Consider the following 22,343-nt stretch of genomic DNA (forward strand, 5'->3'; position numbering starts at 1 on the left):
ACAGGGGAACGCATTTCAAATGTAGGAGTGAGCCTGCTCGCGATGGGGCCCGTGCGGCCAATGAAGATGGTCAGTCTTCTTTCTTCATCAAACCGGCGAGGGCGGCAAACGGATTGTGCGTCGCCTTGGCAATCTTCGGTGTGCTCAGCGAGCCGTCGTCGAAGTATTGCTGGTCGGTGTAGCGCGAGTGTTCGTTGTCGTGGCAGTACAGGCACAACAGCTCCCAGTTCGAGCCGTCCTGCGGGTTGTTGTCGTGGTTGTGGTCGCGGTGGTGCACGGTCAGTTCGCTCAGGCGCTTGCCGGAGAACTCACGGGCGCAGCGGCCACACACGTGCGGGTACATCTTCAGGGCCTTGTCGCGGTAGCCCATTTCCTTGTCGCGCTGGTTGTCGGCAAGGATGCGATCGAGCTTCGACGTGTTGGTCGGGGTGGACGAACTCATGGGTTCACCTTTGTAAAAAAGACTAATGACGGTTATGACGCCAGTTTAGCTCAGCCCTTGAGCTTCTCGGCAATCCAGATCGTGTGACGGGTGCCCTTGTTGCCGTGGGCGAAGACCTGGACTTCTTCAGCCTTGAAACCGGCCTTCTTCAATTTGTCGGAAAACTGCCGGTCAGCGCTGGCCGACCATACCGCCAGCACGCCTTTGGGCCGCAAGGCCTTGGCGCAGGCGTTGAGCCCGGCAGCGGAATACAGCCAGCTGTTGGCCTTCTGCGTCAGGCCTTCGGGGCCGTTGTCGACGTCGAGCATGATCGCGTCGAAACCATTCGGCTCGCTTTGCAGCACCTTGGCCACGTCGTCCTGACGGATCACCGTGCGTGGATCGAGTAACGGCCGACCGGACTTTTCACCCAGCGGCCCACGGTTCCATTCCACCACGCCCGGCACCAGTTCGGCGACCACCACTTCGGCGCTCTTGCCCAGATGCTTGAGCGCCGAGGCGAGGGTAAAGCCCATGCCCAGACCGCCGATCAGCACCCGCGAATTCGGTCGTCCAGCGACCTTGCGGCAAGGAATCTCGGCCAGCGCATCTTCGGAACCGTGCATGCGCGTGTTCATCAATTGCCCGCCGTCGCCGCCCTGGATCTTGATGACGAAATCCTCGCCATACTCGAACAGGCACAGGGCGCCACCGTTGTCAGGGATCGGCGTGGTGTCGAGCAGAACGAAACGTTTCATGGAAATCTCTACAAGGGGGAAGGCAAGCAGGCCCGTTGGGAGTAGCCTGAGCGCAGACTAGAGGCCAAACGGAGCCCTTGATGAAGCGCACCATTCTAACGGTCATTGCCCTGGCCGCGCTCTCGATTACTGCAGTGCAGGCGCAGCAGACCATTCCGGTCAGCCCGACGCCGCAACCCGGGTCGCCCGGTACCGCCACGCCGACGCCGTATCCGCAAATCACCCCGATCAGCATTCCCAAGTCAGGTGCGGGCAGTGGCAGTCCGCCGCTGGTGCCGATCGAAATGCCCAGCCCGCCGAGCAAGGATCAACCGGTGCCGGGCATCGAACCGGGCGGTACCAAGGCCAAATCCCCCGGCGGCTAGATCTGCTGCGCCGCCAGTTGACCGTCGGCCATGCGCAGGCGTTTGGACAGGGAGACAGCGAGGGCGCGGATGATCTTCGCGGCGATCTTCGGTGCGTCGTTGAGCATCTTTTCCAGCGAGTCCTTGCCCAGGTTCAGCAACTGGCAGTTGCTCGCGGCGATGCAGGTGGCCGAGCGCCGTTCGCCATCGAGCACCGCCATTTCCCCGAACGCCCGCCCGCTGCGCAGGGTGGCCATGGTGATGACCTGGCCGTCGGGGCCAGTCTTTTGCACCGCGACTTGGCCGGTGTGGAGGATGCACATGAAACTGCCGGCATCGCCCTCACGGAAGATCGCTTCGCCCTCGGCTACAGTGCTGATGCTGAAGTAGCCTGAGGCCGCGGCAAAGTCCGCCAGTTGCAATTGATCGAACAGGCCACAGTCCATCAGCCAGTCGCGAATTTCGTTGTTCAGTAGAGTGGGTTCTGACATGTCATTGCGGTCTTTTTGTTTTCACGGTTTCCAGGCTTAACACGGTTCCTTGCAGGAGTGAGCCTGTGGTGAGGGGATTTATCCCCGATCGACTGCGCAGCAGTCGCAAACCAGCTAATGCGGTCTGTCTGAAAGAATCGCATTGCAGATTTGGGGCGGCTTTGCCTCCCATCGAGGATAAATCCCCTCACCACAAAGGCTCACTCCTACACGGGATCTGTGGGGTATCGGCCCCTTGAGTCTGGAATTAAGACCCAAGTGACCGACGGAGTTCCTCAGGCCAGCCCCAAAACCTTGAGCACAAATGCATATTCGAGCGCTACGTCACGTAATCCCTGATAACGCCCGCTCATTCCGCCGTGTCCGGCACCCAGTTCGGTCTTGAGCAGCAGCAGGTTATCGTCGGTTTTGGTCGCACGCAGTTTCGCCACCCACTTGGCCGCTTCCCAGTACTGCACGCGGCTGTCGTTGTAGCCGGCGATCACCAGCGTCGCCGGATAGGCCTGCGCGGTGACGTTTTCGTACGGCGCATAGGCCTTGATCCGTTCGTAGACGTCTGGCTCTTCGGGATTGCCCCATTCATCGTATTCGGTGACGGTCAGCGGCAGCTCCGGGTCGAGCATGGTGTTGAGCACGTCGACGAACGGCACTTCGGCAATCGCCACGCCGAACAGGTCCGGGCGCTGATTGAGCACTGCACCGATCAGCAGACCACCGGCACTGCCGCCGCTGATCGCCAGTTTCTCGGCGGTGGTGATGCCGTTGAGGATCAGGAATTCGGCGCAGGCAATGAAGTCGCTGAAGGTGTTGTGCTTGTGTTCCTGCTTGCCGGCGCGATACCAGGCTTCGCCCAGCTCGCCGCCGCCCCGCACATGAGCAATGGCGAAGGCCATGCCGCGATCCAGCAGACTCAGGCGTGCATGGGAGAACCACGGGTCGAGGCTGGAGCCGTAAGCGCCATAACCGTACAGGTACAGCGGCACCGCTTTGCCGACCATTTCGCGTTTCATCACCAGACTGATCGGCACCTGCGTGCCGTCCGGCGCGGTGGCCCACAGGCGTTGGCTGATGTAGGTGTCGGCGTCGAACGGGCCAAGCACCGGGGTCTCTTTGAGGACGGTTTGCTCGCCGGTGGCCAGCATCAACTGGCGTACCTGTGCCGGACGGTTCAACGCCTCATAGCGCAGGCGGATGCGATCGCTCTCGAACTCCAGGCTGTTTTGCACGTAGAGGCTGTAGGCCGCGTCCGGCAGTTGCACGCGATACGGCGTCAGGCCCTGCGGGTGGACTTCGATGACCGGCAAACCGCCTTCGCGCAGGCTCAGGGTCATGGCCTCGGCGTTGAGGGTCACGCCGTCGAGCATCACGGTGTCGCTGTGCGGGATCAGGTTCTGCCAGTCGGCTTCGCTTGGCGCGACACCGGTGTCCGGCGCCTGATACAGGGCGAAGTTGATGCCGTCGCGGTTGGTGCGGATGAACCACGTCCACGCGCCATCGAGCATGCCGTGGTCGACGTCGTATTCGTGATCCTCGACCCGTGGCGCCAGGCAGGTGAAGGGCAGGTGCGGCTGATGGGCATCCAGCGCCCAGACTTCACTGGTGGTCTTGCTGCCCAGGGTCAGCAGCAATTGCTGCTCGGAGCTTGCGCGGTAGCAATGCAGGAAGAAACGCCCGTCCGGCTCGTGGAACACCTCTTCGGCCGCCGTGCCATCGAGGCGATAGCGAAACAGTTTGTACGGACGGTGGGTGTCGTCGAGCACGCTGAAAAACAGGGTCAGGCTGTCGTTGGCCCAGGTCATGCTGCCGTCGCAGTCCTCGAACTCCAGTTCGCTGACCTTGTCGTTGGCCAGTTCCTTGACGAACAGCGTGTAGATCTCGTCGCCCGAAGCGTCGACGCTGTAGGCCAGACGCTGATGGTCGGGGCTGATGCTGAACGCGCCGAGGGAGAAAAAGCCGCCATTGGCCAGCACGTTCGGGTCGAGCAGCAATTGTTCGCGGCTTTCGTCGAGGGTCAGGCTGTCGTCGGCGGGACGCGGGCAGCGGTAATGGCGGGCGTATTCGTCGCCAGCGGTGGTGCGCGTGTAATACAGGTACGGGCCCCACGGCGAGGGCAGGGACAGGTCGGTTTCGAGGATCCGGCCCTTGATCTCTTCGAACAGGCTTTCGCGCAGGGTGGCCTGATCAGCGGTTTGCGCTTCCTGATAAGCGTTTTCGGCCTTGAGGTAGTCGAGCACCGCGTCGGTGTCGCGCTCCTGCAACCAGGCATACGGGTCGGCACCGGCAGCCTTGTGGGCGATCGGGGCGCTGCTGACGTGGGCGGATTGGGGCATGGAAGGCTCTCGGACAATGTTCGGAATAAAGGTTTTCGCGGATCGTGAAACCGCCGCAGCACCTGTGGGAGCGAGCCTGCTCGCGAAGCGGTGGGTCAGACAACAATGTTTTAACTGACACTCCGTATTCGCGAGCAGGCTCGCTCCCACAGGTCGTGTGTCTATTGGGACAAGCCTGGCGGGCGAAAAGTCGTTACTATAAGCGCCTCTTTGCCTGCCTTGCCATGGACACCATGACCGAGAACGACTATCTGATCGCCTGGGGCCTCTACGCCTTTGCCGCTGTGGGCTGCCTGTTGGTATGGATGCGCCTGACCCGCTGGATGTGGCGCTGGCTGCGCGAGCCGCTGCGGTTGCTGATGGCAGTGTTGCTGTTCAGCCCGACCATCATTGACCCGGTGAAGGCCAAGGTCGCGCCGTCGATCGCCATCACCGCGCTGGATCTGGCCTTCAAGGTCGGCAACAACGCCTGGCGGGCGATTTCCGACCTGTTCATGTACGGCATGATCGCTTTCGGCATCTACCTGATCTTCGTGTTGATCCGCTTCCCGATCGAACGCGCCTCCCGCGGCCGTCGCGAGCAGGCTGAAGCCGCCAAAGCCGCGGCGCGTGCTGATGATCGCGACGACGATCAGCCGTTCGGTGCTGCCGGCGATAACCGCTACGGTCGTCCGCCGGTGCCGAACAATCCGCAGCGCATGCGCGTCGAGCCGCGTCTGTAATCCCGAGAGTCCGCACATGTGTGAATTACTGGGCATGAGTGCCAACGTGCCGACCGATATCGTGTTCAGCTTCACCGGCCTGATGCAGCGCGGCGGGCGTACCGGCCCGCACCGCGACGGCTGGGGCATCGCCTTCTATGAGGGCCGCGGCTTGCGCCTGTTTCAGGACCCGGCCGCCAGCAGCGAGTCGGAAGTCGCCAATCTGGTGCAGCGTTATCCGATCAAGAGCGAAGTGGTCATCGGCCACATCCGCCAGGCCAACGTCGGCAAGGTTTGTCTGTCCAACACCCACCCGTTCGTGCGCGAACTGTGGGGGCGCAACTGGTGTTTCGCGCACAACGGCCAGCTCGCCGACTTCACCCCGATCAAGAGTTTCTACCGCCCGGTGGGGGACACCGACAGCGAAGCGGCGTTCTGCGATTTGCTCAACCGCGTGCGTGCAGCATTCCCGGAACCGGTCGATATAGAAGTGCTGCTGCCGGATCTGGTCGCCGCCTGCGCCGAATATCGCAGCAAAGGCGTATTCAACTGCCTGCTCAGCGATGGCGACTGGCTGTTCTGCTATTGCTCGACCAAACTGGCACAGATCACCCGGCGCGCACCGTTCGGCCCGGCGCGGCTCAAGGATGTCGATGTGATCGTCGATTTCCAGGCAGAAACCACACCCAACGACGTGGTCACGGTGATCGCCACCGAGCCTTTGACCGAAAATGAAACCTGGACCCGTTACCAACCGGGCCAATGGAGTCTGTGGCGGCGCGGCGAATGCGTCAGCCAGGGCACGACCGAATAAAGGATCTCTCCTCGATGTTGCTCAGTTATCTACGGCTGGTGTTGTTTGCGGCGGGCCTGTTGATCGGTGTCCAGGTGCCGGGTTTCATCAACGATTACGCCAAACGCGTCGAAGCCCACTTGATCGAAGCGCAGAACGGTCTGCGTGGCTTCCAGGGCACTGCCGAGCAGTTCTTCAAGGGCGACTTGCAGGCACTGGTCGCGCATTACCGCGCCAGCGACGACCCGGTGTTTCGCAGCGATGCTGACAGCCTGAGCACCTTGCTCAACCGCCAGATCGCATTGGATAAACAGTTCCAGGCCATGCAGGGCCCGTGGTACATCCGCTTCCTGCAAGTGGTGCTGGCCGCTGATCCGGACATTCGCAAGGAAACCTGGAACGGCTACAGCTACCAGATCCTGCTGACCCCGGAAGCGATGATCTGGGGCATGAGTGGCGCGTTGCTGCTGTCGTTCGGCATCGAGTGCCTGATTCGTCTGATTGACTGGGTGGTGCTGGGCGGCCGACGTTTGCGTCAGAGCCGGCCGATTGAAGACCGCGACGTGCGCGGCCTCTAAAGCTTGCAAAGCTCTCTGTGGCGAGGGGATTTATCCCCGATGGGGCGCGAAGCGGCCCTCAACGGTGTGTCAGATAAACCTGCTTGCTCAGGTTTCAGGACTGCTGCGCAGCCCATCGGGGATAAATCCCCTCACCACAGGTGTGATTACGGAGTGAGGGTGATGTACTTTTCACCGACCTTGCGCGCATATCCCTCCAGCACCTGCTGACACAACGTCACCATCTCCTCGACCCACTCCACGCCAACCCGCCACGACACCACCACCTGCAGATTCGGCGGGCGTTGGTCGATGTCGAGCAGGGTCAGTTCACCCCGCGCCAGTTCCTCGGCCACCAGCACCGGTGGCAGCACGCCAATACCAAAACCGTCACGCAACAACCGGGTAATCGCCGACACCGAGTTCACGCAGTTCAGACGTGGCGCCGGCACGCCGTTGGCTTGCATCAGTGCGAGCAGGTCCTGATGCGGTCGGGAGTTTTTCGAGTAGGTGATGATCCGTTCCTGCGCCAGCTCGCCGAGGTCGGCGTAGTTGCGGTTGTAGATCGAGTTGCTTGCGACGATCCAGCCCAGCGGATGGCTGGCCAGTTCCAGGCTGCGCACACTTTCGTGGCGCACCAGGTCGGTTTGCAGAATCAGATCGAGAAAGCCTTTTTGCAACTGATCGCAGAGGTTGAGCGAAGTATCCGCCACCAGCTCGATTTCCACTCGCGGGTACAGGTCGGTCATCTGCGCCACCAACGGGCTGAGCCAGGTGTGAATCACCGTGTCCATCACGCCGATGCGCACCCGGCCGACCTTGCTCGAACGGGTCTCGATCGATTGCTTGAGCGCCTGCATGGTGTCGAGCATCTGCTCGGCGTAATCCAGCACTTTCAAGCCTTCGGGCGTCAGGCTGACGCCGCGTGAATCACGCAGAAACAGCTTCACCCCCAGCTCGCCTTCGAGCACTGCGATGCGGCTGGAAATCGACGCCTGGGTGGTGAACAGCTTGTCGGCGGTCAGGCGAAAACTCTTCAGCCGGGCGACCCAGACAAAGGTCTCGAGAAACTTCAGGTTCATGGCAACGGCTCGGGTGACAAATTTTTCTTATGCCTAAGGCGGGTTTTTATTCGTTGGACGCAGCAGGGCGACGCGCCCAAAAATCGGCGTATCCGGTTCCCACGATAGGCGTCGTCGGAACTTCGAACAAGACCAATAAAAGCCTGCGGAGACTTGCCATGCGTGCGCCCGACACCCTCGACCTCCCCAAGAATACGGCCCGTCCCGGCCCGTTCGACTGGTATCGCAACATCAATCAGCAAGAGCGTCGCACCTTCTGGAGCTGCAAGATCGGCTATGGCCTGGACGGCATGGACACGCAGATGCTCAGTTTCGTGGTGCCGACCCTGATTGCCATGTGGGGCATCACCACCGGGCAAGCAGGGCTGATTCACACCAGCACCCTGATCGCCTCGGCCATCGGCGGCTGGGTGGCGGGGATTCTCTCCGACCGCATCGGCCGCGTACGCACGCTGCAACTGACGGTGCTGTGGTTTGCCTTCTTCACGTTCCTCTGCGGTTTCGCCCAGAGCTACGAACAACTGTTGATCGCCCGCACCCTGATGGGCTTCGGCTTCGGCGGCGAATGGACCGCCGGCGCGGTGCTGATCGGTGAAGTGATCCGCGCCAAGGATCGCGGCAAAGCGGTGGGCATGGTGCAATCCGGCTGGGCCCTGGGCTGGGGGCTGACGGCGATTCTGTATGCGCTGCTGTTCTCGGTACTGCCGCCGGAAGACGCGTGGCGTGCGCTGTTCATCCTCGGCATCGTTCCGGCGATCTTCGTGATATTCGTCCGTCGTCTGGTGAAAGACCCCGAGATCTACCGCGAAGCCAAGGCCGCGCAAACTCCGGAAAACCCGGCAAAGTTCTACGAGATCTTCGCCCCTGGCATGCTTTTCACCACGCTCCGCGCCTCCTTGCTGACCACCGGCGCATTGGGCGGGTATTACGCGATCACTTCGTGGCTGCCGACCTTCCTCAAGAACGAACGTGGTTTGAGTGTGCTCGGCACCGGCGGTTATCTGGCGATGGTGATTGTCGGTTCCTACGTCGGCTACGTGATCAGCGCTTATCTCACTGACCTGTTGGGGCGTAAAAAGAATTTCATCCTGTTCGCGGTTGGCTCGTTCACCATCGTGTTGTTGTACACGCAGATGCCGGTCAGTAATGGCGTGATGCTGTGGCTGGGCTTTCCGCTGGGCTTCTTCGCCTCGGGGATTTTCAGCGGCATGGGCGCATTTCTCACCGAGCTGTTTCCGACGCGGATTCGCGGTTCGGGGCAGGGCTTCTGCTACAACATCGGCCGGGCGCTGGCGGCGTTGTTTCCACTGCTGATCGGTCTGCTCAGCCAGACAGTGCCGTTGAGCGTGGGCATCGGTGCGTTCGCGGCGGTGTCGTACGGGGTGGTGATTATCGCGGCATTGAGCCTGCCGGAAACCCGCGGCAAGCAACTGGATGCGCAGTAACTGATAACCTGCGGGGGCAGTGCCCAACGGGCATTTGTCCTACGGATAGAAAGACAAGAAGCTACAGGAGTGTTTACCGTGAGCCGCCTGTTATTGAATTGCGACATTGGCGAGAGTTTCGGCAGCTGGACCCTGGGTCTGGACGCCGAGGTCATGCCCTTCATCGACTGCGCCAACGTCGCCTGCGGGTTCCACGCCGGCGACCCAGGCATCATGCGCAAAACCGTCAGCCTGGCCCTGAGCCATGGCGTGCAGATCGGTGCGCACCCTGCCTATCAGGATCTGGTCGGTTTCGGCCGTCGTTCCATGGCGTATTCCGCGCAGGAGCTGCAAGACATCCTGCATTACCAGATTGGCGCGCTCGACGGCATTTGCCGGGCACAGGGTGGGCGAGTCAGCTACGTCAAACCCCACGGCGCGATGTACAACGACATGATGGCCAATCCGGCGCAATTGCGTGCGGTGATTCAGGCCGTCGCCGCTTACGATCGCAGTTTGCCGCTGATGCTGATGGCCACCCGCGACAACTCGGCGGCGCAACAACTCGGTGACGAATACGGCGTGACCCTGTGGTTCGAAGCCTTCGCCGACCGCGCCTACGACAGCGCCGGCAAACTGGTTTCGCGGCAACTGCCGGGCGCGGTGCTCCACGATCCGGAAAAAATCATCGAACAGGCCCTGACCATCGCCCGTGGCGGTGACCTCGTTGCCAGCGACGGCAGCGCGTTGCATCTGCAGGCCAACACCTTGTGTGTGCATGGCGACAACGCCAGTTCGGTGGCCGCCGTGCAACGCATTCGTGAGGCCCTGAATCAGCAGAGTGCGCCATGAACCCACGGATTGAAGTGGTAGCCCTGGACTGCCTGATGCTGCGCCTGTTCGATGAAATCGCTGAAGCCAACATGCCGTGGATGCTCGCCGCCAGTGAGCGTTTGCGGGCGGCGTTCGGCGCGCAGTTGATTGATCTGGTGCCGTCCTACACCACGCTGATGGTGCATTACGATTTGACGGTTTTGAACCCGAATCAGGCGCGGGAATTGATTGCTGAGGCGCTGATTGATTTGTCGCCAAATGTGCGAAGCAGCGGCCAATGTCACGTGTTGCCGGTCTGGTATGACCTCAGTGTCGGGCCGGAATTGAGCTTGCTGGCTGAGCGCAGTGGGCTGGCAGTGGAGGAGGTGATTAGTCGCCACAGTGGCCGCGAATATCAGGTGTTCGCTCTCGGCTTTGCGCCGGGCTTTGCCTTCATGGGCCTGGTCGAAGAGATTCTGGCGGCACCACGCTTGAACACCCCGCGCAAGAAAGTTGCAGCCGGCAGTGTCGGCATCGCCGAACGGCAGACCGCCGCTTACCCGGTGGTATCGCCCGGCGGCTGGAACCTGATCGGCCGCACGCCAGCGAAACTGTTCGACCGCCATCGTGACGGCTACAGCCTGATGCAACCCGGCGACACGGTGCGCTTCGAAGCGGTCAGTCACGCCGAATTCATCCGTCTGGGCGGCGACGATACGCCGCTGGAGGCGCAGGCATGAGCCGACTGACGATTGAGGCAAGTACACCGTTGTGTTTGTTGCAGGACGCCGGACGCTTTGGTGTGCGCCATTTGGGCGTGACCCAGGGCGGCGCGGCGGACTGGAGTTCGATGAGTTGGGCCAACTGGTTGTTGGGTAACGGCCTGGATGTGCCGGTAATCGAAATCACCCTCGGCGGGTTTGCCGTGGTTGCGCAGCAGGATTGCGTGCTGGCGCTGGCCGGCGCCGATCTTGGCGCGCAGATCGATGGGCAGGCGCTGGCGTCGTGGCGCAGTTTCAAACTGCGTAAAGGGCAGACGTTGCAGTTCCCCCAACCACGGCTCGGTGCCCGCGCTTATCTGGCGGCCCCCGGTGGTTTCGACGCGCCGCAGGTGCTGGGCAGCAGCGCCACGGTGGTGCGCGAAGAACTCGGTGGACTTGATGGTCTGGGATTGCCGCTGACCAAAGGGGCGACGCTGAGCTATCGCGGCGAAACGCTGCAGGTGCGTGAAGTGCCGGTAGCGCTGCGACCGGATCTGAAACTCAATACGCCGCTGGATCTGGTGCTTGGCGCGCAGATCGGCCAGTTCAGCGGGCAGAGCCTGTTCGATGTGTTCAACAGTCCGTGGACGCTCGACAGTCGCGCCGATCGCATGGGCATTCGGCTGTTGGGCACGGCGTTGCAGTATCAGGGCCGGCCGATGATTTCCGAGGGCATTCCCTTGGGCGCGGTGCAGGTGCCGCCGGACGGGCAGCCGATTGTGCTGCTCAATGATCGGCAGACCATTGGCGGCTATCCGCGGTTGGGGGCATTGACGCCATTGGCGCTGGCGCGGCTGGCGCAGTGTCTGCCGGGGGTGCAGGTGCGGTTGCGGCCGGTGGTGCAGGACGTCGCGCACCGCGAGCATGTCGAGTATTTGCGGCGTTTCAGAGATAACTGAAAGCTTCGCGAGCAAGCCCGCTCCCACAGGGGAATGCATTCCAAATGTGGGAGTGAGCCTGCTCGCGATGGCGTCCGTTCGGAGAGCGAAAATTATTTGGACAAAAACCGCATCCCTTCCTCAAGTCCACGCAACGTCAACGGATACATCTGATCCTCGATCAAATCCCGCACGATATTGGTCGACGAGGTATAGCCCCACGTGTCCTTCGGATATGGATTGATCCAGATAAGCTTCTTGTACTTCTCCATGAAGCGCTGCATCCACACATAACCCGGCTCTTCGTTCCAGTGCTCGACGCTGCCGCCGGCCTGGGTGATTTCGTAGGGCGCCATGGCGGCGTCGCCGATGAAGATCACTTTGTAGTCGGCGCCGTACTTGTGCAGCAAATCCTGGGTCGAGGTGCGCTCGGAGGTGCGGCGCATGTTGTTCTTCCACACCGATTCATAAACGAAGTTGTGGAAGTAGAAATACTCCAGATGCTTGAACTCGGTCTTGCAGGCCGAGAACAGCTCCTCGCAGATCTTCACGTGCGCGTCCATCGAGCCGCCGATGTCGAACAGCAGCAACAGCTTCACCGTGTTGCGTCGCTCGGGACGCATCTGGATGTTCAGCAGGCCGGCGTCCTTCGCGGTGTGGTCGATGGTGCCGTCGATGTCCAGCTCTTCCGCCGCACCCTGACGGGCGAATTTGCGCAGACGACGCAGAGCGACCTTGATGTTGCGCGTACCCAGTTCCACCGAGTCGTCGAGGTTCTTGTACTCGCGCTGATCCCAGACCTTGACTGCTTTTCCCTGACGCTTGCCGGCATCGCCGACCCGAATGCCTTCCGGGTTGAAACCGCCAGAGCCGAACGGGCTGGTGCCGCCGGTGCCGATCCATTTGTTGCCGCCGGCGTGGCGTTCCTTCTGTTCTTCCAGACGCTTCTTGAACTCTTCGATCAGCTTGTCCAGGCCACCGAGGGACTGGATCTGCGCGCGTTCCTCATCGGTCAGCGAACGCTCGAACTCCTTGCGCAACCAGTCTTCGGGAATCAGCGCCTGCAGGTGGTCGTCGAGTTTTTCCAGGCCATTGAAGTAGGCGCCGAACGCGCGGTCGAACTTGTCGAAATGGCGTTCGTCCTTCACCAGAATCGCCCGCGACAAGTAGTAGAACTCGTCCATGTCGGCGAAGGTCACGCGCTGTTTCAGCGCGTTGATCAGGTCGAGCAGCTCGCGTACCGACACCGGCACCTTGGCTGCACGCATTTCATTGAACAGGTTGAGCAACATGGCAGCAGCCTCTTAGCGGGTGCCGCGACGGCTCATGAACGCCAGACGCTCAAGCAATTGCACGTCTTGCTCGTTCTTCACCAGCGCGCCGGCCAGTGGCGGAATGGCTTTAGTCGGATCACGTTCGCGCAGTACCGCTTCGCCGATGTTGTCGGCCATCAGCAGCTTCAGCCAGTCGACCAGTTCCGAGGTCGACGGCTTCTTCTTCAGGCCCGGCACCTTGCGCACGTCGAAGAACACGTCCAGCGCTTCGCTGACCAGATCCTTCTTGATATCCGGGTAGTGCACGTCGACGATTTTCTGCAGGGTGGTACGGTCCGGGAAGGCGATGTAGTGGAAGAAGCAGCGGCGCAGGAAGGCGTCCGGCAGCTCTTTCTCGTTGTTGGAGGTAATGATGATGATCGGGCGCTTCCTGGCCTTGATGGTCTCGTCGATCTCGTAAACGTAGAACTCCATCTTGTCGAGTTCTTGCAGCAGGTCGTTGGGGAACTCGATGTCGGCCTTGTCGATCTCGTCGATCAGCAGAATGACCCGCTCTTCGGACTCGAAAGCCTCCCAGAGTTTGCCTTTCTTCAGGTAGTTGCGCACGTCGTGGACTTTTTCGTTGCCCAGTTGCGAGTCGCGCAGACGGCTGACCGCATCGTACTCATACAGACCCTGGTGAGCCTTGGTGGTGGACTTGATGTGCCAGGTGATCAGCTTGGCGCCAAACGATTCGGCCAGTTGCTCGGCGAGCATGGTCTTGCCGGTGCCTGGTTCGCCCTTGACCAGCAGCGGCCGCTCCAGGGTGATGGCGGCGTTGACCGCCAGCTTCAGGTCATCGGTGGCGACGTAGGCCTGGGTGCCTTCGAACTTCATCTGCTAATCCTCGAACGGTAACGCCGACCTGCACGGGCAGGGCGGGGGCGAAAAAATCGGATGCCCCGACTATAACGCGCAGCCCGGTCGACTGTGAACGCAGACGGCTTATTCAGTCTCTGAATGGGGCGTCACATGTTGACTCGGTTTCGGCCCGGGGCCAGACATCGCCCTGGTGGCGAGGGGATTCATCGCCGATGGCTGCGAAGCAGCCCAAACGTCAAAAACTAACCCGCATCTGGCTTCGGCCGCTCATACCGCGCATTGAAGGCCTGGATGAAGCCATTGCGCAAAATCTGCAAAAACGCTTCGAACGCGCTGATATTTTGCTGGTGCACGTTGCCGCTGAGTTCGACTTTGGTGGCGAACTGGTTTTTCGCCTGGTTCTTCAACACGTTTTCGGTGCCGCCCACCAGTGCCTCCCAGACCGAGCGGAAGATGCTCTTGTTCTTGTTTTCCACGTCCTGCTGCCAGTTGAAAACGTCGACGTCACGCAGCAGCGGCTTGATGTAGCCGTTGACCTGGGCTTTTTTCGCCTGGGCTTCGATCACCACGTCGCCGTGGCCGGCATTGAAGTCGAACTTGCCGTAGGCCGAGGCGAAGTCGTTCATGCTCTTGAGTTCGATGTCGCGGGCGCGCAGGCGGAACTGGAAGTCTTCGAAATTGCTCAGCGGGTCGAAGGTGGCGGTGGTTTCCAGTGGTGCATGCCCCAGGAGCAGGGCCTTGCCTTCGAAGCGGGCATCGCGTTTGCCCTGTTTGTCGACCACGTTGGTCAAGTTGTAGATGCTGGCCTCGACCTTGGTGGCATTCATGTTCACCGGTGGATTGGAGCTGAAGTTGCGGAAGCTGATTTTGCCGTCGTGAATCTGCACCTCGTCGAGGGTGATCGGCAGCAATTTACTGAGTTGCGCGCGCCAGTCGGTGCCTTTACCGGTCTGGGAGTTCTGCTTGTTGGGGCCGCCATCGACGAAGTTGACCTCGGGATTGAAGAACTTCACCTGCGCCACCACGGCATGGTCGTACCACAGCGAGTGCCAACTGACCGCCAGATCGATCAGCGGTGCGTTGACGAACGGCACCGGCACCTTGCCGTCGACCTTGACGATTTTCAGCCCGTTGATCTTGTAGGCCCCGCGCCACAAGGCCAGATCGACGTCGGTGATCTGACCCCGGTAATCGCCCATGTCCGCCAGTTTGTCGTTCAGGTAGTCGCGTACCACGTAGGGCAGGGCGATGTGCAGGGCGACCAGCACCACAACGACGACGGCAAAAATCCCTAATGGCCAGCTATAGCGACGCTTCATGGCGGCAATTCCCGAACGATGTAAGCGATTGACTGTTGCGCGGCGCAGACGTTCGACCTGACTGGACTGCGTCAGGCAACAGGCATACCGTGGAAGGCTGAATTCAACGCTGCATAAGGACCCAGCCATGAGCCGTATTTTTGCTGACAACGCCCATTCCATCGGCAACACGCCGTTGGTGCAGATCAACCGCATCGCGCCGCGTGGCGTGACCATCCTGGCCAAGATCGAGGGGCGCAACCCCGGTTATTCGGTCAAGTGCCGGATCGGCGCGAACATGATCTGGGATGCCGAAAGCAGCGGCAAACTCAAGCCGGGCATGACCATCGTCGAGCCGACCTCCGGCAATACCGGCATCGGCCTGGCCTTTGTCGCGGCGGCCCGTGGCTACAAGTTGATGTTGACCATGCCGGCCTCGATGAGTATCGAGCGGCGCAAGGTGCTCAAGGCGCTGGGTGCAGAACTGGTCCTGACTGAACCAGCCAAGGGCATGAAAGGCGCGATCGAGAAGGCTGCCGAAATCGTTGCCAGCGATACCGACAACTACTTCATGCCATCGCAGTTCGATAACCCGGCCAACCCGGCGATTCACGAAAAAACCACCGGTCCGGAAATCTGGAACGACACCGATGGCGCCGTGGATGTACTGGTGGCTGGCGTCGGCACCGGCGGAACCATCACCGGCGTTTCGCGGTATATCAAGAATACCCAGGGCAAACCGATTCTGTCGGTGGCGGTGGAGCCGGTGTCCTCGCCGGTGATCAGCCAGGCGCTGGCGGGCGAAGAGATCAAGCCGAGCCCACACAAGATCCAGGGGATTGGCGCCGGTTTCGTGCCGAAGAACCTCGATTTGTCGATGGTCGACCGCGTTGAGCAGGTCACCGACGACGAGTCCAAGGCCATGGCGCTGCGATTGATGCAGGAAGAGGGGATCTTGTGCGGTATCTCTTGCGGCGCAGCAATGGCTGTAGCGGTGCGACTGGCAGAGACCCCGGAGATGCAGGGCAAGACCATCGTGGTGATTCTGCCGGACTCCGGCGAGCGTTATCTGTCGAGCATGCTGTTCAGCGATCTGTTCACCGAACAGGAGAATCAGCAGTAAGCCAATTGATTCAGATCAGCCGGGGTTCAGGATCGTTATGCTAATAAATGCTTTATTGCGCAATTCTTAACACTGAATCTTGGGTTGGGCGGGTTTTTCCCGAGGCCGGTAGTGTTTATCATGGCCGGCTGCCATGCCGGGTAAAGGGCATTGCGCAGCGTTGTCTTTATTCAAGGAGTCGTTGATGACCTTTTCGTTAGCCGCCAAGGTGTTGGTGTTGCTGCTGTTTGTGGGCAGCATCCTCTATGTGCATTTGCGCGGCAAGGCGCGTTTGCCGGTCCTGCGTCAGTTCGTCAACCACTCGGCGCTGTTCGCTCCGTATAACGCCCTGATGTACCTGTTCTCCGGTGTGCCGTCCAAACCGTATCTGGATCGCAGCAAGTTTCCGGAACTGGATGTGCTGCGCGACAACTGGGAAACCATTCGCGACGAGGCCATGCACTTGTTCGACGAGGGCTACATCCGCGCCGCCGAGAAGAACAATGACGCCGGTTTCGGTTCGTTCTTCAAGAAGGGCTGGAAGCGTTTCTACCTCAAGTGGTACGACAAACCGCTGCCGTCGGCCGAAACCCTGTGCCCGAAAACGGTGGCGCTGGTCAGTGCGATTCCCAACGTCAAAGGCGCGATGTTCGCGCTGTTGCCGGGTGGCAGCCACCTGAACCCGCACCGCGATCCGTTTGCCGGTTCCCTGCGTTATCACCTGGGCCTGTCGACGCCTAACTCCGACGATTGCCGGATCTTCGTTGACGGTCAGGTCTACGCCTGGCGTGACGGTGAAGACGTGATGTTCGACGAGACTTACGTGCACTGGGTCAAGAACGAAACCGAACAGACCCGCGTCATCCTGTTCTGCGACGTCGAACGCCCGCTGCGCAACCGCCTGATGACCCGCATCAACCGCGCCATCAGCGCCTGGCTGGGCCGTGCCACCGCTCCGCAGAACCTTGATGATGAGCGCGTCGGCGGGATCAACCAGGCCTATGCGTGGAGCAAGAATTTCAGTGACAAGTTCAGCGGCGTGGTCAAACAGTGGAAACGTCGCAATCCCAAGGCCTACCGCATCCTGCGGCCAATTCTGGCAGTGGTGGTGCTGACGCTGTTGGGGTATTGGCTGTTTGGTTGAGGCTGGACGCTATAACTAAAAAACCGCTCGTATGAGCGGTTTTTTATTGTCTGTGAGTCAACGGCGTCCAGCGAGAACGTTGGGTTCGTCTTCAATGCCTGTAATCAGCAACTGCAGAAAGCGCCGCTGATTGGCTGATAGCTCGGAGGAGACAATCTTGTCTTCCGTTTTGATTGATCTTTTCTTGGTGGGGGATTTCTTGACTGATTTGCGCATGCTCCCTCCCTCATTGTTCATTACTTGAACTGTTTTCACGATACGTTACTCTCCACTGCGAGGACAAGACGACCTTCCAAATCAAATTTGAAGCCAAGCTTTGTATAAACAGGAATTGCTCCCTGCATTGGCTCCTGGACTTCAATGAAGTTGCTGCCAATTATTTGGGCGAACTCATCGATGACCATCATCGCCAGGGTCCCGATACGATTCTTTAGCGGGTGAGAATCTCCGGGCCGCCCCTCCAATCGTACGATTCGAATACGTTGGCGGCTTTTGTTCGGATTGACGAAACACAGTCCGCACAGCTGTTCTTCAAACCAGATCGCGATATCCAGGGACAGGGGTTCTCGTGACTTCCATGCGGCAACCTCTCGCCAGCAAAAAAGTGGATTCTCCCAAAGTTCAAACGCGTTCAGTGCTATGGCATCGATGGGTTCGAAGCGTACTTTCGACAAGTCTTGTCCCGCTGGTAGCTGTAATAGAGCTTTGGCGATGCTTGCCTGTTTCCTGGCCTGCGATCTGTACAGTTGATAGCGCAGATAACTCCGTTCCCTTGGCATGTGATCTCGAGCATTCCCTGTCTCCCCATCAATGGGCATATCCTTTGCTCATCAGCCTATGCGCCTGTCTTCGGCCTGTCCCTGCTGGCCCTTTGTACAAACCGTTGCAATCCATGTCGGGCGCTGGTTATAGTCGGCGCTGGTGAATCAGGCGATTCACTTTCCAGCCCCTCAAAAAAGATCAGCCTCAATGCCTGCATCCCTCATCAACGCGGTAGTCGATTCAGCGGTCAACGCTGGCGTCGTGCCGTGCGGGAATCAGCAGCCTAGGCAGATCAGTCATTACCCATCACCTGTCAGTAGCACGCCGGTGTGCGCAGTCGTATCACCGCCGGGCGTTGGCGTTTCGGGCTGATCGGCATTCTCTGCCAACCCCTGCGCCCGCCAGAAAAACCTACTGAATTTCAGCCTCGGCTGAGTTGGCTATTTGCCTGACTACAGGTGGTATTCATGTTTGTCCTTTCGAAAAAGTCCGCGCTCGCGGCGACGTCCACGAGCCTGTTCGTTCTGCTGTGGAGCAGTGGGGCGATCTTCTCCAAATGGGGCCTGGCTCACGCGTCGCCCTTTGCCTTTCTGCTGATTCGTTTTGTGATCGCCCTCTGCGGGCTGCTGCTGTTGGCGCCCCTGCTCAAATTGAAGTTGCCCAAGGGCGGCAGGCCGATGCTGTATGCGATCGCCACCGGGGTGGTGCTGTTGGGGGCCTACCAGATTTTCTATCTGCTGGCGCTGAACACCAAAGTCACGCCGGGGGTGATGGCGACCATCATGGGCGTGCAGCCGATCCTCACCGTGGTACTGATGGAGCGCCAGCGCTCGGCGAGCCGGATGTTCGGTCTGGCGCTGGGCCTGGCGGGTCTGATCATGGTGGTTTACCAGGGGATCGGTCTGGCCGGGATGTCCTGGGCGGGTATGCTGTTCGGCCTGCTGGCGCTGGCGAGCATGACTCTGGGCTCGATCATGCAGAAACGCATCACCGATAACCCCCTCGGCACGCTGCCGGTGCAGTACCTGGCCGGACTGTTGTTGTGCGGGATTTTCGTGCCGTTTCAGCCGTTCCACTTTGAACACGGCGCAGGTTTCATCGTGCCGGTCTTGTGGATGGGGCTGGTGGTGTCGGTGCTGGCGACGCTGTTGCTGTATCGCCTGATCGCCCGGGGCAATCTGGTGAATGTCACCAGTTTGTTCTATCTGGTGCCGGCGGTGACGGCAGTGATGGACTATCTGATTTTCGGCAATCGTCTGGCGGCGTTGAGCGTACTGGGGATGCTGTTGATCATTGTCGGTCTGGCGTTTGTGTTCCGTAAATCTGCTGGATAAGCGCAAGTCGGGCCAGGCATTTCCAGTGTCTGGTCCGGCCTCTTCGCGAGCAAGCCCGCTCCCACAGGGTCAGCGCCAATTTGAAAATGGCGCATCACCCTGTGGGAGCAGGCTTGCTCGTGAAGACGGACTGATCAACGCCGCAAAATCATCGGGCTGTTGCGGCAGAAGGCTTCACCACCGCAGGCTTCAGCACCAGCCACAACGCCAGTGCAATCAACACCCCGCCATACAGGTGAGCCATCGACAACGGCTCATCCAGCAGCAACGCTCCCCACAACACGCCGAATGCCGGGATCATGAAGGTCACGGTCATCGATTTGACCGGGCCGATGGAGCTGAGCAGGCGGAAATAAATGATGTAGGCGAACGCCGTGCAACCCAGCCCCAGACCCAGCAGTGACAGCCAGACATTCCACCCACCCCAGCTTGCCGGGGGTGCGGTGATCACGCTGTAGCCGAACAACGGCAAGAGAAACAGCGAGGCGCCGAGCATGCTGCCCACGGCCGAGAGGCGACTGTCGAGCCCACCGCTATGATCCAGCCAGCGTCGCGTGAGAAATCCGGCGAAACCATAACAAGTGGTGGCAAGCAGGCAGGCGAGGGCGCCCATCAGCAATTGCATGTCGAAGGCCACCGGCCCTGCACGCGTCAGCACACCGACACCGAACAAGCCGAGGAACACCCCCGCCAGTTTGGCGACAGTGAGCTTTTCACTGAAAAACAGCCCGCCAATCAACACGCCCATCAACGGCGTGGTGGCATTGAAGATCGCCGAATAACCGGCCGGCAACACTTGCGCCGCCACCGAATACAGCGTCGCCGGAATCCCCGAGTTGATCACGCCCAGCAGCATCACGGTTTTCAGTTTGCCCTTGAAATCCCAGCTGATGCGCATCAGGCCGAGAATCACCAGCAGACCGACGGCAGCAATCGACACGCGAAAGAATGCGGTCGGAATCGTGCCGATCACCGGCGCAATAATGCGCATGAACAGGAAGCTCGCGCCCCAGATGGCGGCCAGCGACAGCATGCGGAAAATATCGACAGCGCTCACGATGGCACTCCTTCCTTGATCGGGACGAGAGTGTTGCCGAGCGCCCGGTCGATGGCAACCGCTAATCGGGCATTTAATTGCGCACGCGGCTTTGCCCAGGGAAAAATCCCGCGACGGACGCCTGCGCTTGGCTTTTGGCAGAAATTGCACTTCACCTGTGCCCTGTTCCGTGGCTAAGCTCAGGCACAGATTTCCACTTGCACGCCGAGGTCTCAATCTATGCCGCAGCAATGGCCAGCCACCGACATCGCCCGCATGATTCTCGATGGCTTTGACGATTACCGCGAGCATTTCCGGCGGATCACCGATGGCGCGCGCGAACGCTTCGAGCAGGCGCGCTGGCAGGAGACGCAGACCGCGTCGGCCGCGCGGATCAATCTCTACGAAGAAAAGGTCGGCGAAACCATCGCCCGGCTGCGCGAGCACTTCGACGACGAGACGCTGATGAATGTCAGTAGTTGGCCGCTGGTGAAAAGCGCCTACATCAGCGTGATCGACCTGCGCTTTGATGATGAGCTGTCCGAGACCTGGTACAACTCGATCTTCTGCGGGCTGTTCAGCCATGACCTGATCAGCGACGGTTGCATGTTCATCCACACCACCCGTCCGAGCCTGCGCCGCGCCCGGGCTGCGCAAACCCGCACCTACAAGCCGCAAGGCCAGCTGTCGTCGATGCTCGCGAGCATCTTTGCCGACTACCGCTTCAGCGAGGACTACGCCGATTTGCCCGGCGACCTGCAGCGCCTCGAAGCGCAGTTGCGCGAGAACCTGCCGGACTGGGTGTGCAAGGATCCGGAACTGGCCGTCGAGCTGTTTTCCTCGGTGCTGTACCGCAACAAAGGCGCGTATCTGGTCGGGCGCATCTACACCCGCGACGAGCAGTGGCCGCTGGTGATCCCACTACTGCACCGTGAGGGCCGCGGAATTCAGATCGACGCGCTGATCACCGATGAAGCCGATGTGTCGATCATCTTTTCCTTCACCCGCTCGTATTTCATGGTCGATGTGCCGGTGCCAGCGGAATTCATCGGGTTCCTGCGGCGTATCCTGCCGGGCAAGCACATCGCCGAGCTGTACACCTCGATCGGTTTCTACAAGCACGGCAAGTCCGAGTTCTACCGGGCGCTGATCAATCACCTGGCCAGCACCGACGACCAGTTCATCATGGCCCCCGGCGTGCGTGGCATGGTCATGAGCGTGTTTACCCTGCCGGGCTTCAATACCGTGTTCAAGATCATCAAGGACCGCTTCTCGCCGTCGAAAAACGTCGACCGGGCAACGGTCATCGAGAAGTACCGTTTGGTGAAAAGCGTCGACCGGGTCGGGCGCATGGCCGATACCCAGGAGTTCGCCGATTTCCGTTTTCCGCTGAGCAAATTCGATCCGGCGTGCCTTGAAGAACTGCTTGAGGTCGCGCCGTCGACGGTCTCGGTCGAAGGCGACACAGTGCTGATCCGCCACTGCTGGACCGAACGGCGGATGACCCCGCTCAACCTCTATCTGGAAAACGCCAATGATGCGCAGGTGCGCGAGGCGCTGGAGGATTATGGTCTGGCGATCAAACAACTGGCGGCGGCCAACATCTTTCCCGGCGACATGCTGCTGAAGAATTTCGGCGTCACTCGGCACGGGCGGGTGGTGTTCTATGACTACGACGAGATCTGTTTCCTGACCGAAGCCAACTTCCGCCACATCCCCGCGCCGCGTACGCCGGAGGACGAAATGGCCTCGGAGCCGTGGTACTCGATCGGGCCACTGGATGTGTTTCCCGAAGAGTTTCCGCCGTTCCTGTTTGCTGATTCGGCGCAACGCAAACTGTTCGATCAGTTGCATGGCGAGTTGTACAACGCCGATTACTGGAAGGGTTTGCAGGAGGCGATTCGGGCGGGGAAAATCATTGATGTTTTCCCGTATCGACGCAAAGGTCTCGATAACGAGTAGCTCTTTTAAAAGCCCCTCACCCCAGCCCTCTCCCAGAGGGAGAGGGGGCCGAGGTGTCTTGGGTCAAACGCCGACCTGAAGACCTTGGCGATTATGGATTCGGTAAAGCGGTTTCAGGTCGCTGAACATCTTCAGCATCCCCCAATCGGTCCCCTCTCCCTCCGGGAGTGTATGTACCGGACACATGGTGGACAGGTGTTCGGAGACATGGTGGACA

General features: G+C 60.2%; 23 protein-coding genes. 12 read left to right on the forward strand and 11 right to left on the reverse strand.

What is annotated here, in order from left to right; all coding sequences use genetic code 11:
- Nucleotides 1-70 precede the first annotated feature (70 nt).
- Nucleotides 71-442 carry a YajD family HNH nuclease gene (locus tag PseAD21_RS26675; RefSeq protein ID WP_064586446.1) on the reverse strand — a complete coding sequence of 124 codons (372 nt, stop codon included), beginning with the start codon at nucleotides 440-442 and terminating at the stop codon, nucleotides 71-73.
- 50 nt (nucleotides 443-492) lie between these two features.
- A complete protein-coding gene (locus tag PseAD21_RS26680) occupies nucleotides 493-1,179 on the reverse strand; it encodes a spermidine synthase (protein WP_047598150.1) in 687 nt (228 codons plus the stop codon).
- Nucleotides 1,180-1,259: 80 nt separating this feature from the next.
- Here PseAD21_RS26680 and PseAD21_RS26685 point away from each other — a divergent pair, with 80 nt between their 5' ends.
- On the forward strand, nucleotides 1,260-1,544 hold the full coding sequence (locus PseAD21_RS26685) for a hypothetical protein (RefSeq protein WP_102358751.1): 285 nt from the start codon (nucleotides 1,260-1,262) through the stop codon (nucleotides 1,542-1,544).
- Here PseAD21_RS26685 and PseAD21_RS26690 read toward each other — a convergent pair.
- Nucleotides 1,541-2,014, reverse strand: coding sequence for a cyclic nucleotide-binding domain-containing protein (locus PseAD21_RS26690; protein WP_102358752.1), 474 nt, complete (start codon nucleotides 2,012-2,014; stop codon nucleotides 1,541-1,543). The two genes, PseAD21_RS26685 and PseAD21_RS26690, sit on opposite strands and share 4 nt — an antisense overlap.
- 275 nt (nucleotides 2,015-2,289) lie before the next feature.
- Entirely contained in the window at nucleotides 2,290-4,344 is a 2,055-nt protein-coding gene (locus tag PseAD21_RS26695) for a S9 family peptidase (protein ID WP_102358753.1), read from the reverse strand.
- Between the two features lie 224 nt (nucleotides 4,345-4,568).
- Here PseAD21_RS26695 and PseAD21_RS26700 point away from each other — a divergent pair, with 224 nt between their 5' ends.
- Genes PseAD21_RS26700 through PseAD21_RS26710 form a run of 3 tightly spaced genes read left to right on the forward strand, consistent with a single transcriptional unit; the run spans nucleotide 4,569 to nucleotide 6,416 of the window.
- Entirely contained in the window at nucleotides 4,569-5,066 is a 498-nt protein-coding gene (locus PseAD21_RS26700) for an MFS transporter (RefSeq protein ID WP_102358754.1), read from the forward strand.
- Nucleotides 5,067-5,082: 16 nt separating this feature from the next.
- Nucleotides 5,083-5,859: a class II glutamine amidotransferase gene (locus PseAD21_RS26705; protein ID WP_007969599.1), complete on the forward strand. Its 777-nt coding sequence runs from the start codon at nucleotides 5,083-5,085 to the stop codon at nucleotides 5,857-5,859.
- Nucleotides 5,860-5,873: 14 nt separating this feature from the next.
- Entirely contained in the window at nucleotides 5,874-6,416 is a 543-nt protein-coding gene (locus PseAD21_RS26710; RefSeq protein ID WP_102358755.1) for a DUF2937 family protein, read from the forward strand.
- A gap of 146 nt (nucleotides 6,417-6,562) precedes the next feature.
- Here PseAD21_RS26710 and PseAD21_RS26715 read toward each other — a convergent pair whose 3' ends face one another.
- Nucleotides 6,563-7,477, reverse strand: coding sequence for a LysR family transcriptional regulator (locus PseAD21_RS26715; RefSeq protein ID WP_102358756.1), 915 nt, complete (start codon nucleotides 7,475-7,477; stop codon nucleotides 6,563-6,565).
- A 158-nt stretch (nucleotides 7,478-7,635) separates the two neighbouring features.
- Here PseAD21_RS26715 and PseAD21_RS26720 point away from each other — a divergent pair, with 158 nt between their 5' ends.
- The 4 genes from PseAD21_RS26720 to PseAD21_RS26735 all read left to right on the forward strand — a co-directional run bounded on the left by PseAD21_RS26720 (nucleotide 7,636) and on the right by PseAD21_RS26735 (nucleotide 11,374).
- Complete coding sequence (locus tag PseAD21_RS26720) at nucleotides 7,636-8,922, forward strand: MFS transporter (RefSeq protein WP_102358757.1); 1,287 nt, start codon at nucleotides 7,636-7,638, stop codon at nucleotides 8,920-8,922.
- A 78-nt stretch (nucleotides 8,923-9,000) separates the two neighbouring features.
- On the forward strand, nucleotides 9,001-9,753 hold the full coding sequence (locus PseAD21_RS26725) for a 5-oxoprolinase subunit PxpA (protein ID WP_102358758.1): 753 nt from the start codon (nucleotides 9,001-9,003) through the stop codon (nucleotides 9,751-9,753).
- Nucleotides 9,750-10,454, forward strand: coding sequence for a 5-oxoprolinase subunit PxpB (pxpB, locus tag PseAD21_RS26730; protein ID WP_102358759.1), 705 nt, complete (start codon nucleotides 9,750-9,752; stop codon nucleotides 10,452-10,454). The genes PseAD21_RS26725 and pxpB overlap by 4 nt, the downstream gene beginning before the upstream one ends.
- On the forward strand, nucleotides 10,451-11,374 hold the full coding sequence (locus PseAD21_RS26735; RefSeq protein WP_102358760.1) for a biotin-dependent carboxyltransferase family protein: 924 nt from the start codon (nucleotides 10,451-10,453) through the stop codon (nucleotides 11,372-11,374). The genes pxpB and PseAD21_RS26735 overlap by 4 nt, the downstream gene beginning before the upstream one ends.
- Before the next feature lie 92 nt (nucleotides 11,375-11,466).
- Here PseAD21_RS26735 and PseAD21_RS26740 read toward each other — a convergent pair whose 3' ends face one another.
- The 3 genes from PseAD21_RS26740 to PseAD21_RS26750 all read right to left on the reverse strand — a co-directional run bounded on the left by PseAD21_RS26740 (nucleotide 11,467) and on the right by PseAD21_RS26750 (nucleotide 14,807).
- Complete coding sequence (locus PseAD21_RS26740) at nucleotides 11,467-12,645, reverse strand: VWA domain-containing protein (RefSeq protein ID WP_064388394.1); 1,179 nt, start codon at nucleotides 12,643-12,645, stop codon at nucleotides 11,467-11,469.
- 12 nt (nucleotides 12,646-12,657) lie between these two features.
- Nucleotides 12,658-13,503: a MoxR family ATPase gene (locus tag PseAD21_RS26745; protein WP_102358761.1), complete on the reverse strand. Its 846-nt coding sequence runs from the start codon at nucleotides 13,501-13,503 to the stop codon at nucleotides 12,658-12,660.
- 227 nt (nucleotides 13,504-13,730) lie between these two features.
- Nucleotides 13,731-14,807: a DUF748 domain-containing protein gene (locus PseAD21_RS26750; RefSeq protein ID WP_102358762.1), complete on the reverse strand. Its 1,077-nt coding sequence runs from the start codon at nucleotides 14,805-14,807 to the stop codon at nucleotides 13,731-13,733.
- A 127-nt stretch (nucleotides 14,808-14,934) separates the two neighbouring features.
- On the opposite strand from PseAD21_RS26750, the gene cysK reads away from it, so the two are divergent.
- Nucleotides 14,935-15,909 (forward strand): cysteine synthase A, encoded by a 975-nt coding sequence (cysK, locus tag PseAD21_RS26755; protein ID WP_102358763.1) that lies wholly within the window; start codon nucleotides 14,935-14,937, stop codon nucleotides 15,907-15,909.
- Nucleotides 15,910-16,093: 184 nt separating this feature from the next.
- On the forward strand, nucleotides 16,094-17,032 hold the full coding sequence (locus PseAD21_RS26760) for an aspartyl/asparaginyl beta-hydroxylase domain-containing protein (RefSeq protein ID WP_102358764.1): 939 nt from the start codon (nucleotides 16,094-16,096) through the stop codon (nucleotides 17,030-17,032).
- A gap of 57 nt (nucleotides 17,033-17,089) precedes the next feature.
- Here PseAD21_RS26760 and PseAD21_RS29820 read toward each other — a convergent pair whose 3' ends face one another.
- Both PseAD21_RS29820 and PseAD21_RS26765 read right to left on the reverse strand, forming a co-directional pair.
- On the reverse strand, nucleotides 17,090-17,248 hold the full coding sequence (locus tag PseAD21_RS29820) for a hypothetical protein (protein WP_177327332.1): 159 nt from the start codon (nucleotides 17,246-17,248) through the stop codon (nucleotides 17,090-17,092).
- Nucleotides 17,249-17,283: 35 nt separating this feature from the next.
- Nucleotides 17,284-17,850 (reverse strand): hypothetical protein, encoded by a 567-nt coding sequence (locus PseAD21_RS26765; protein ID WP_371859105.1) that lies wholly within the window; start codon nucleotides 17,848-17,850, stop codon nucleotides 17,284-17,286.
- A gap of 411 nt (nucleotides 17,851-18,261) precedes the next feature.
- Here PseAD21_RS26765 and PseAD21_RS26770 point away from each other — a divergent pair, with 411 nt between their 5' ends.
- On the forward strand, nucleotides 18,262-19,128 hold the full coding sequence (locus tag PseAD21_RS26770) for a DMT family transporter (protein ID WP_102358765.1): 867 nt from the start codon (nucleotides 18,262-18,264) through the stop codon (nucleotides 19,126-19,128).
- A 148-nt stretch (nucleotides 19,129-19,276) separates the two neighbouring features.
- Here the strand turns inward: PseAD21_RS26770 and PseAD21_RS26775 are convergent, their stop codons facing one another.
- Nucleotides 19,277-20,185, reverse strand: coding sequence for a DMT family transporter (locus PseAD21_RS26775; protein WP_102358766.1), 909 nt, complete (start codon nucleotides 20,183-20,185; stop codon nucleotides 19,277-19,279).
- A 219-nt stretch (nucleotides 20,186-20,404) separates the two neighbouring features.
- Between PseAD21_RS26775 and aceK the strand changes: the two genes are divergently transcribed.
- Nucleotides 20,405-22,126 (forward strand): bifunctional isocitrate dehydrogenase kinase/phosphatase, encoded by a 1,722-nt coding sequence (gene aceK, locus PseAD21_RS26780; RefSeq protein WP_102358767.1) that lies wholly within the window; start codon nucleotides 20,405-20,407, stop codon nucleotides 22,124-22,126.
- The last annotated feature ends 217 nt before the right edge of the window (nucleotides 22,127-22,343 follow it).

The sequence above is a fragment of the Pseudomonas sp. AD21 genome (assembly GCF_002878485.1).
GTDB lineage: Bacteria > Pseudomonadota > Gammaproteobacteria > Pseudomonadales > Pseudomonadaceae > Aquipseudomonas.

What these genes read in the sequence shown, in the direction of transcription:
- PseAD21_RS26735 (WP_102358760.1), top strand. Translation starts at nt 10,451, where the DNA reads ATGAGCCGACTGACGATTGAGGCAAGTACACCGTTGTGTTTGTTGCAG.
- PseAD21_RS26760 (WP_102358764.1), top strand. Translation starts at nt 16,094, where the DNA reads ATGACCTTTTCGTTAGCCGCCAAGGTGTTGGTGTTGCTGCTGTTTGTG.
- PseAD21_RS26710 (WP_102358755.1), top strand. Translation starts at nt 5,874, where the DNA reads ATGTTGCTCAGTTATCTACGGCTGGTGTTGTTTGCGGCGGGCCTGTTG.
- PseAD21_RS26720 (WP_102358757.1), top strand. Translation starts at nt 7,636, where the DNA reads ATGCGTGCGCCCGACACCCTCGACCTCCCCAAGAATACGGCCCGTCCC.
- PseAD21_RS26700 (WP_102358754.1), top strand. Translation starts at nt 4,569, where the DNA reads ATGGACACCATGACCGAGAACGACTATCTGATCGCCTGGGGCCTCTAC.
- PseAD21_RS26695 (WP_102358753.1), bottom strand. Translation starts at nt 4,344, where the DNA reads ATGCCCCAATCCGCCCACGTCAGCAGCGCCCCGATCGCCCACAAGGCT.
- PseAD21_RS26690 (WP_102358752.1), bottom strand. Translation starts at nt 2,014, where the DNA reads ATGTCAGAACCCACTCTACTGAACAACGAAATTCGCGACTGGCTGATG.
- PseAD21_RS26680 (WP_047598150.1), bottom strand. Translation starts at nt 1,179, where the DNA reads ATGAAACGTTTCGTTCTGCTCGACACCACGCCGATCCCTGACAACGGT.
- PseAD21_RS26685 (WP_102358751.1), top strand. Translation starts at nt 1,260, where the DNA reads ATGAAGCGCACCATTCTAACGGTCATTGCCCTGGCCGCGCTCTCGATT.
- PseAD21_RS26750 (WP_102358762.1), bottom strand. Translation starts at nt 14,807, where the DNA reads ATGAAGCGTCGCTATAGCTGGCCATTAGGGATTTTTGCCGTCGTCGTT.
- pxpB (WP_102358759.1), top strand. Translation starts at nt 9,750, where the DNA reads ATGAACCCACGGATTGAAGTGGTAGCCCTGGACTGCCTGATGCTGCGC.
- cysK (WP_102358763.1), top strand. Translation starts at nt 14,935, where the DNA reads ATGAGCCGTATTTTTGCTGACAACGCCCATTCCATCGGCAACACGCCG.
- aceK (WP_102358767.1), top strand. Translation starts at nt 20,405, where the DNA reads ATGCCGCAGCAATGGCCAGCCACCGACATCGCCCGCATGATTCTCGAT.
- PseAD21_RS26770 (WP_102358765.1), top strand. Translation starts at nt 18,262, where the DNA reads ATGTTTGTCCTTTCGAAAAAGTCCGCGCTCGCGGCGACGTCCACGAGC.
- PseAD21_RS29820 (WP_177327332.1), bottom strand. Translation starts at nt 17,248, where the DNA reads ATGCGCAAATCAGTCAAGAAATCCCCCACCAAGAAAAGATCAATCAAA.
- PseAD21_RS26715 (WP_102358756.1), bottom strand. Translation starts at nt 7,477, where the DNA reads ATGAACCTGAAGTTTCTCGAGACCTTTGTCTGGGTCGCCCGGCTGAAG.
- PseAD21_RS26740 (WP_064388394.1), bottom strand. Translation starts at nt 12,645, where the DNA reads ATGTTGCTCAACCTGTTCAATGAAATGCGTGCAGCCAAGGTGCCGGTG.
- PseAD21_RS26745 (WP_102358761.1), bottom strand. Translation starts at nt 13,503, where the DNA reads ATGAAGTTCGAAGGCACCCAGGCCTACGTCGCCACCGATGACCTGAAG.
- PseAD21_RS26675 (WP_064586446.1), bottom strand. Translation starts at nt 442, where the DNA reads ATGAGTTCGTCCACCCCGACCAACACGTCGAAGCTCGATCGCATCCTT.
- PseAD21_RS26705 (WP_007969599.1), top strand. Translation starts at nt 5,083, where the DNA reads ATGTGTGAATTACTGGGCATGAGTGCCAACGTGCCGACCGATATCGTG.
- PseAD21_RS26765 (WP_371859105.1), bottom strand. Translation starts at nt 17,850, where the DNA reads ATGCCCATTGATGGGGAGACAGGGAATGCTCGAGATCACATGCCAAGG.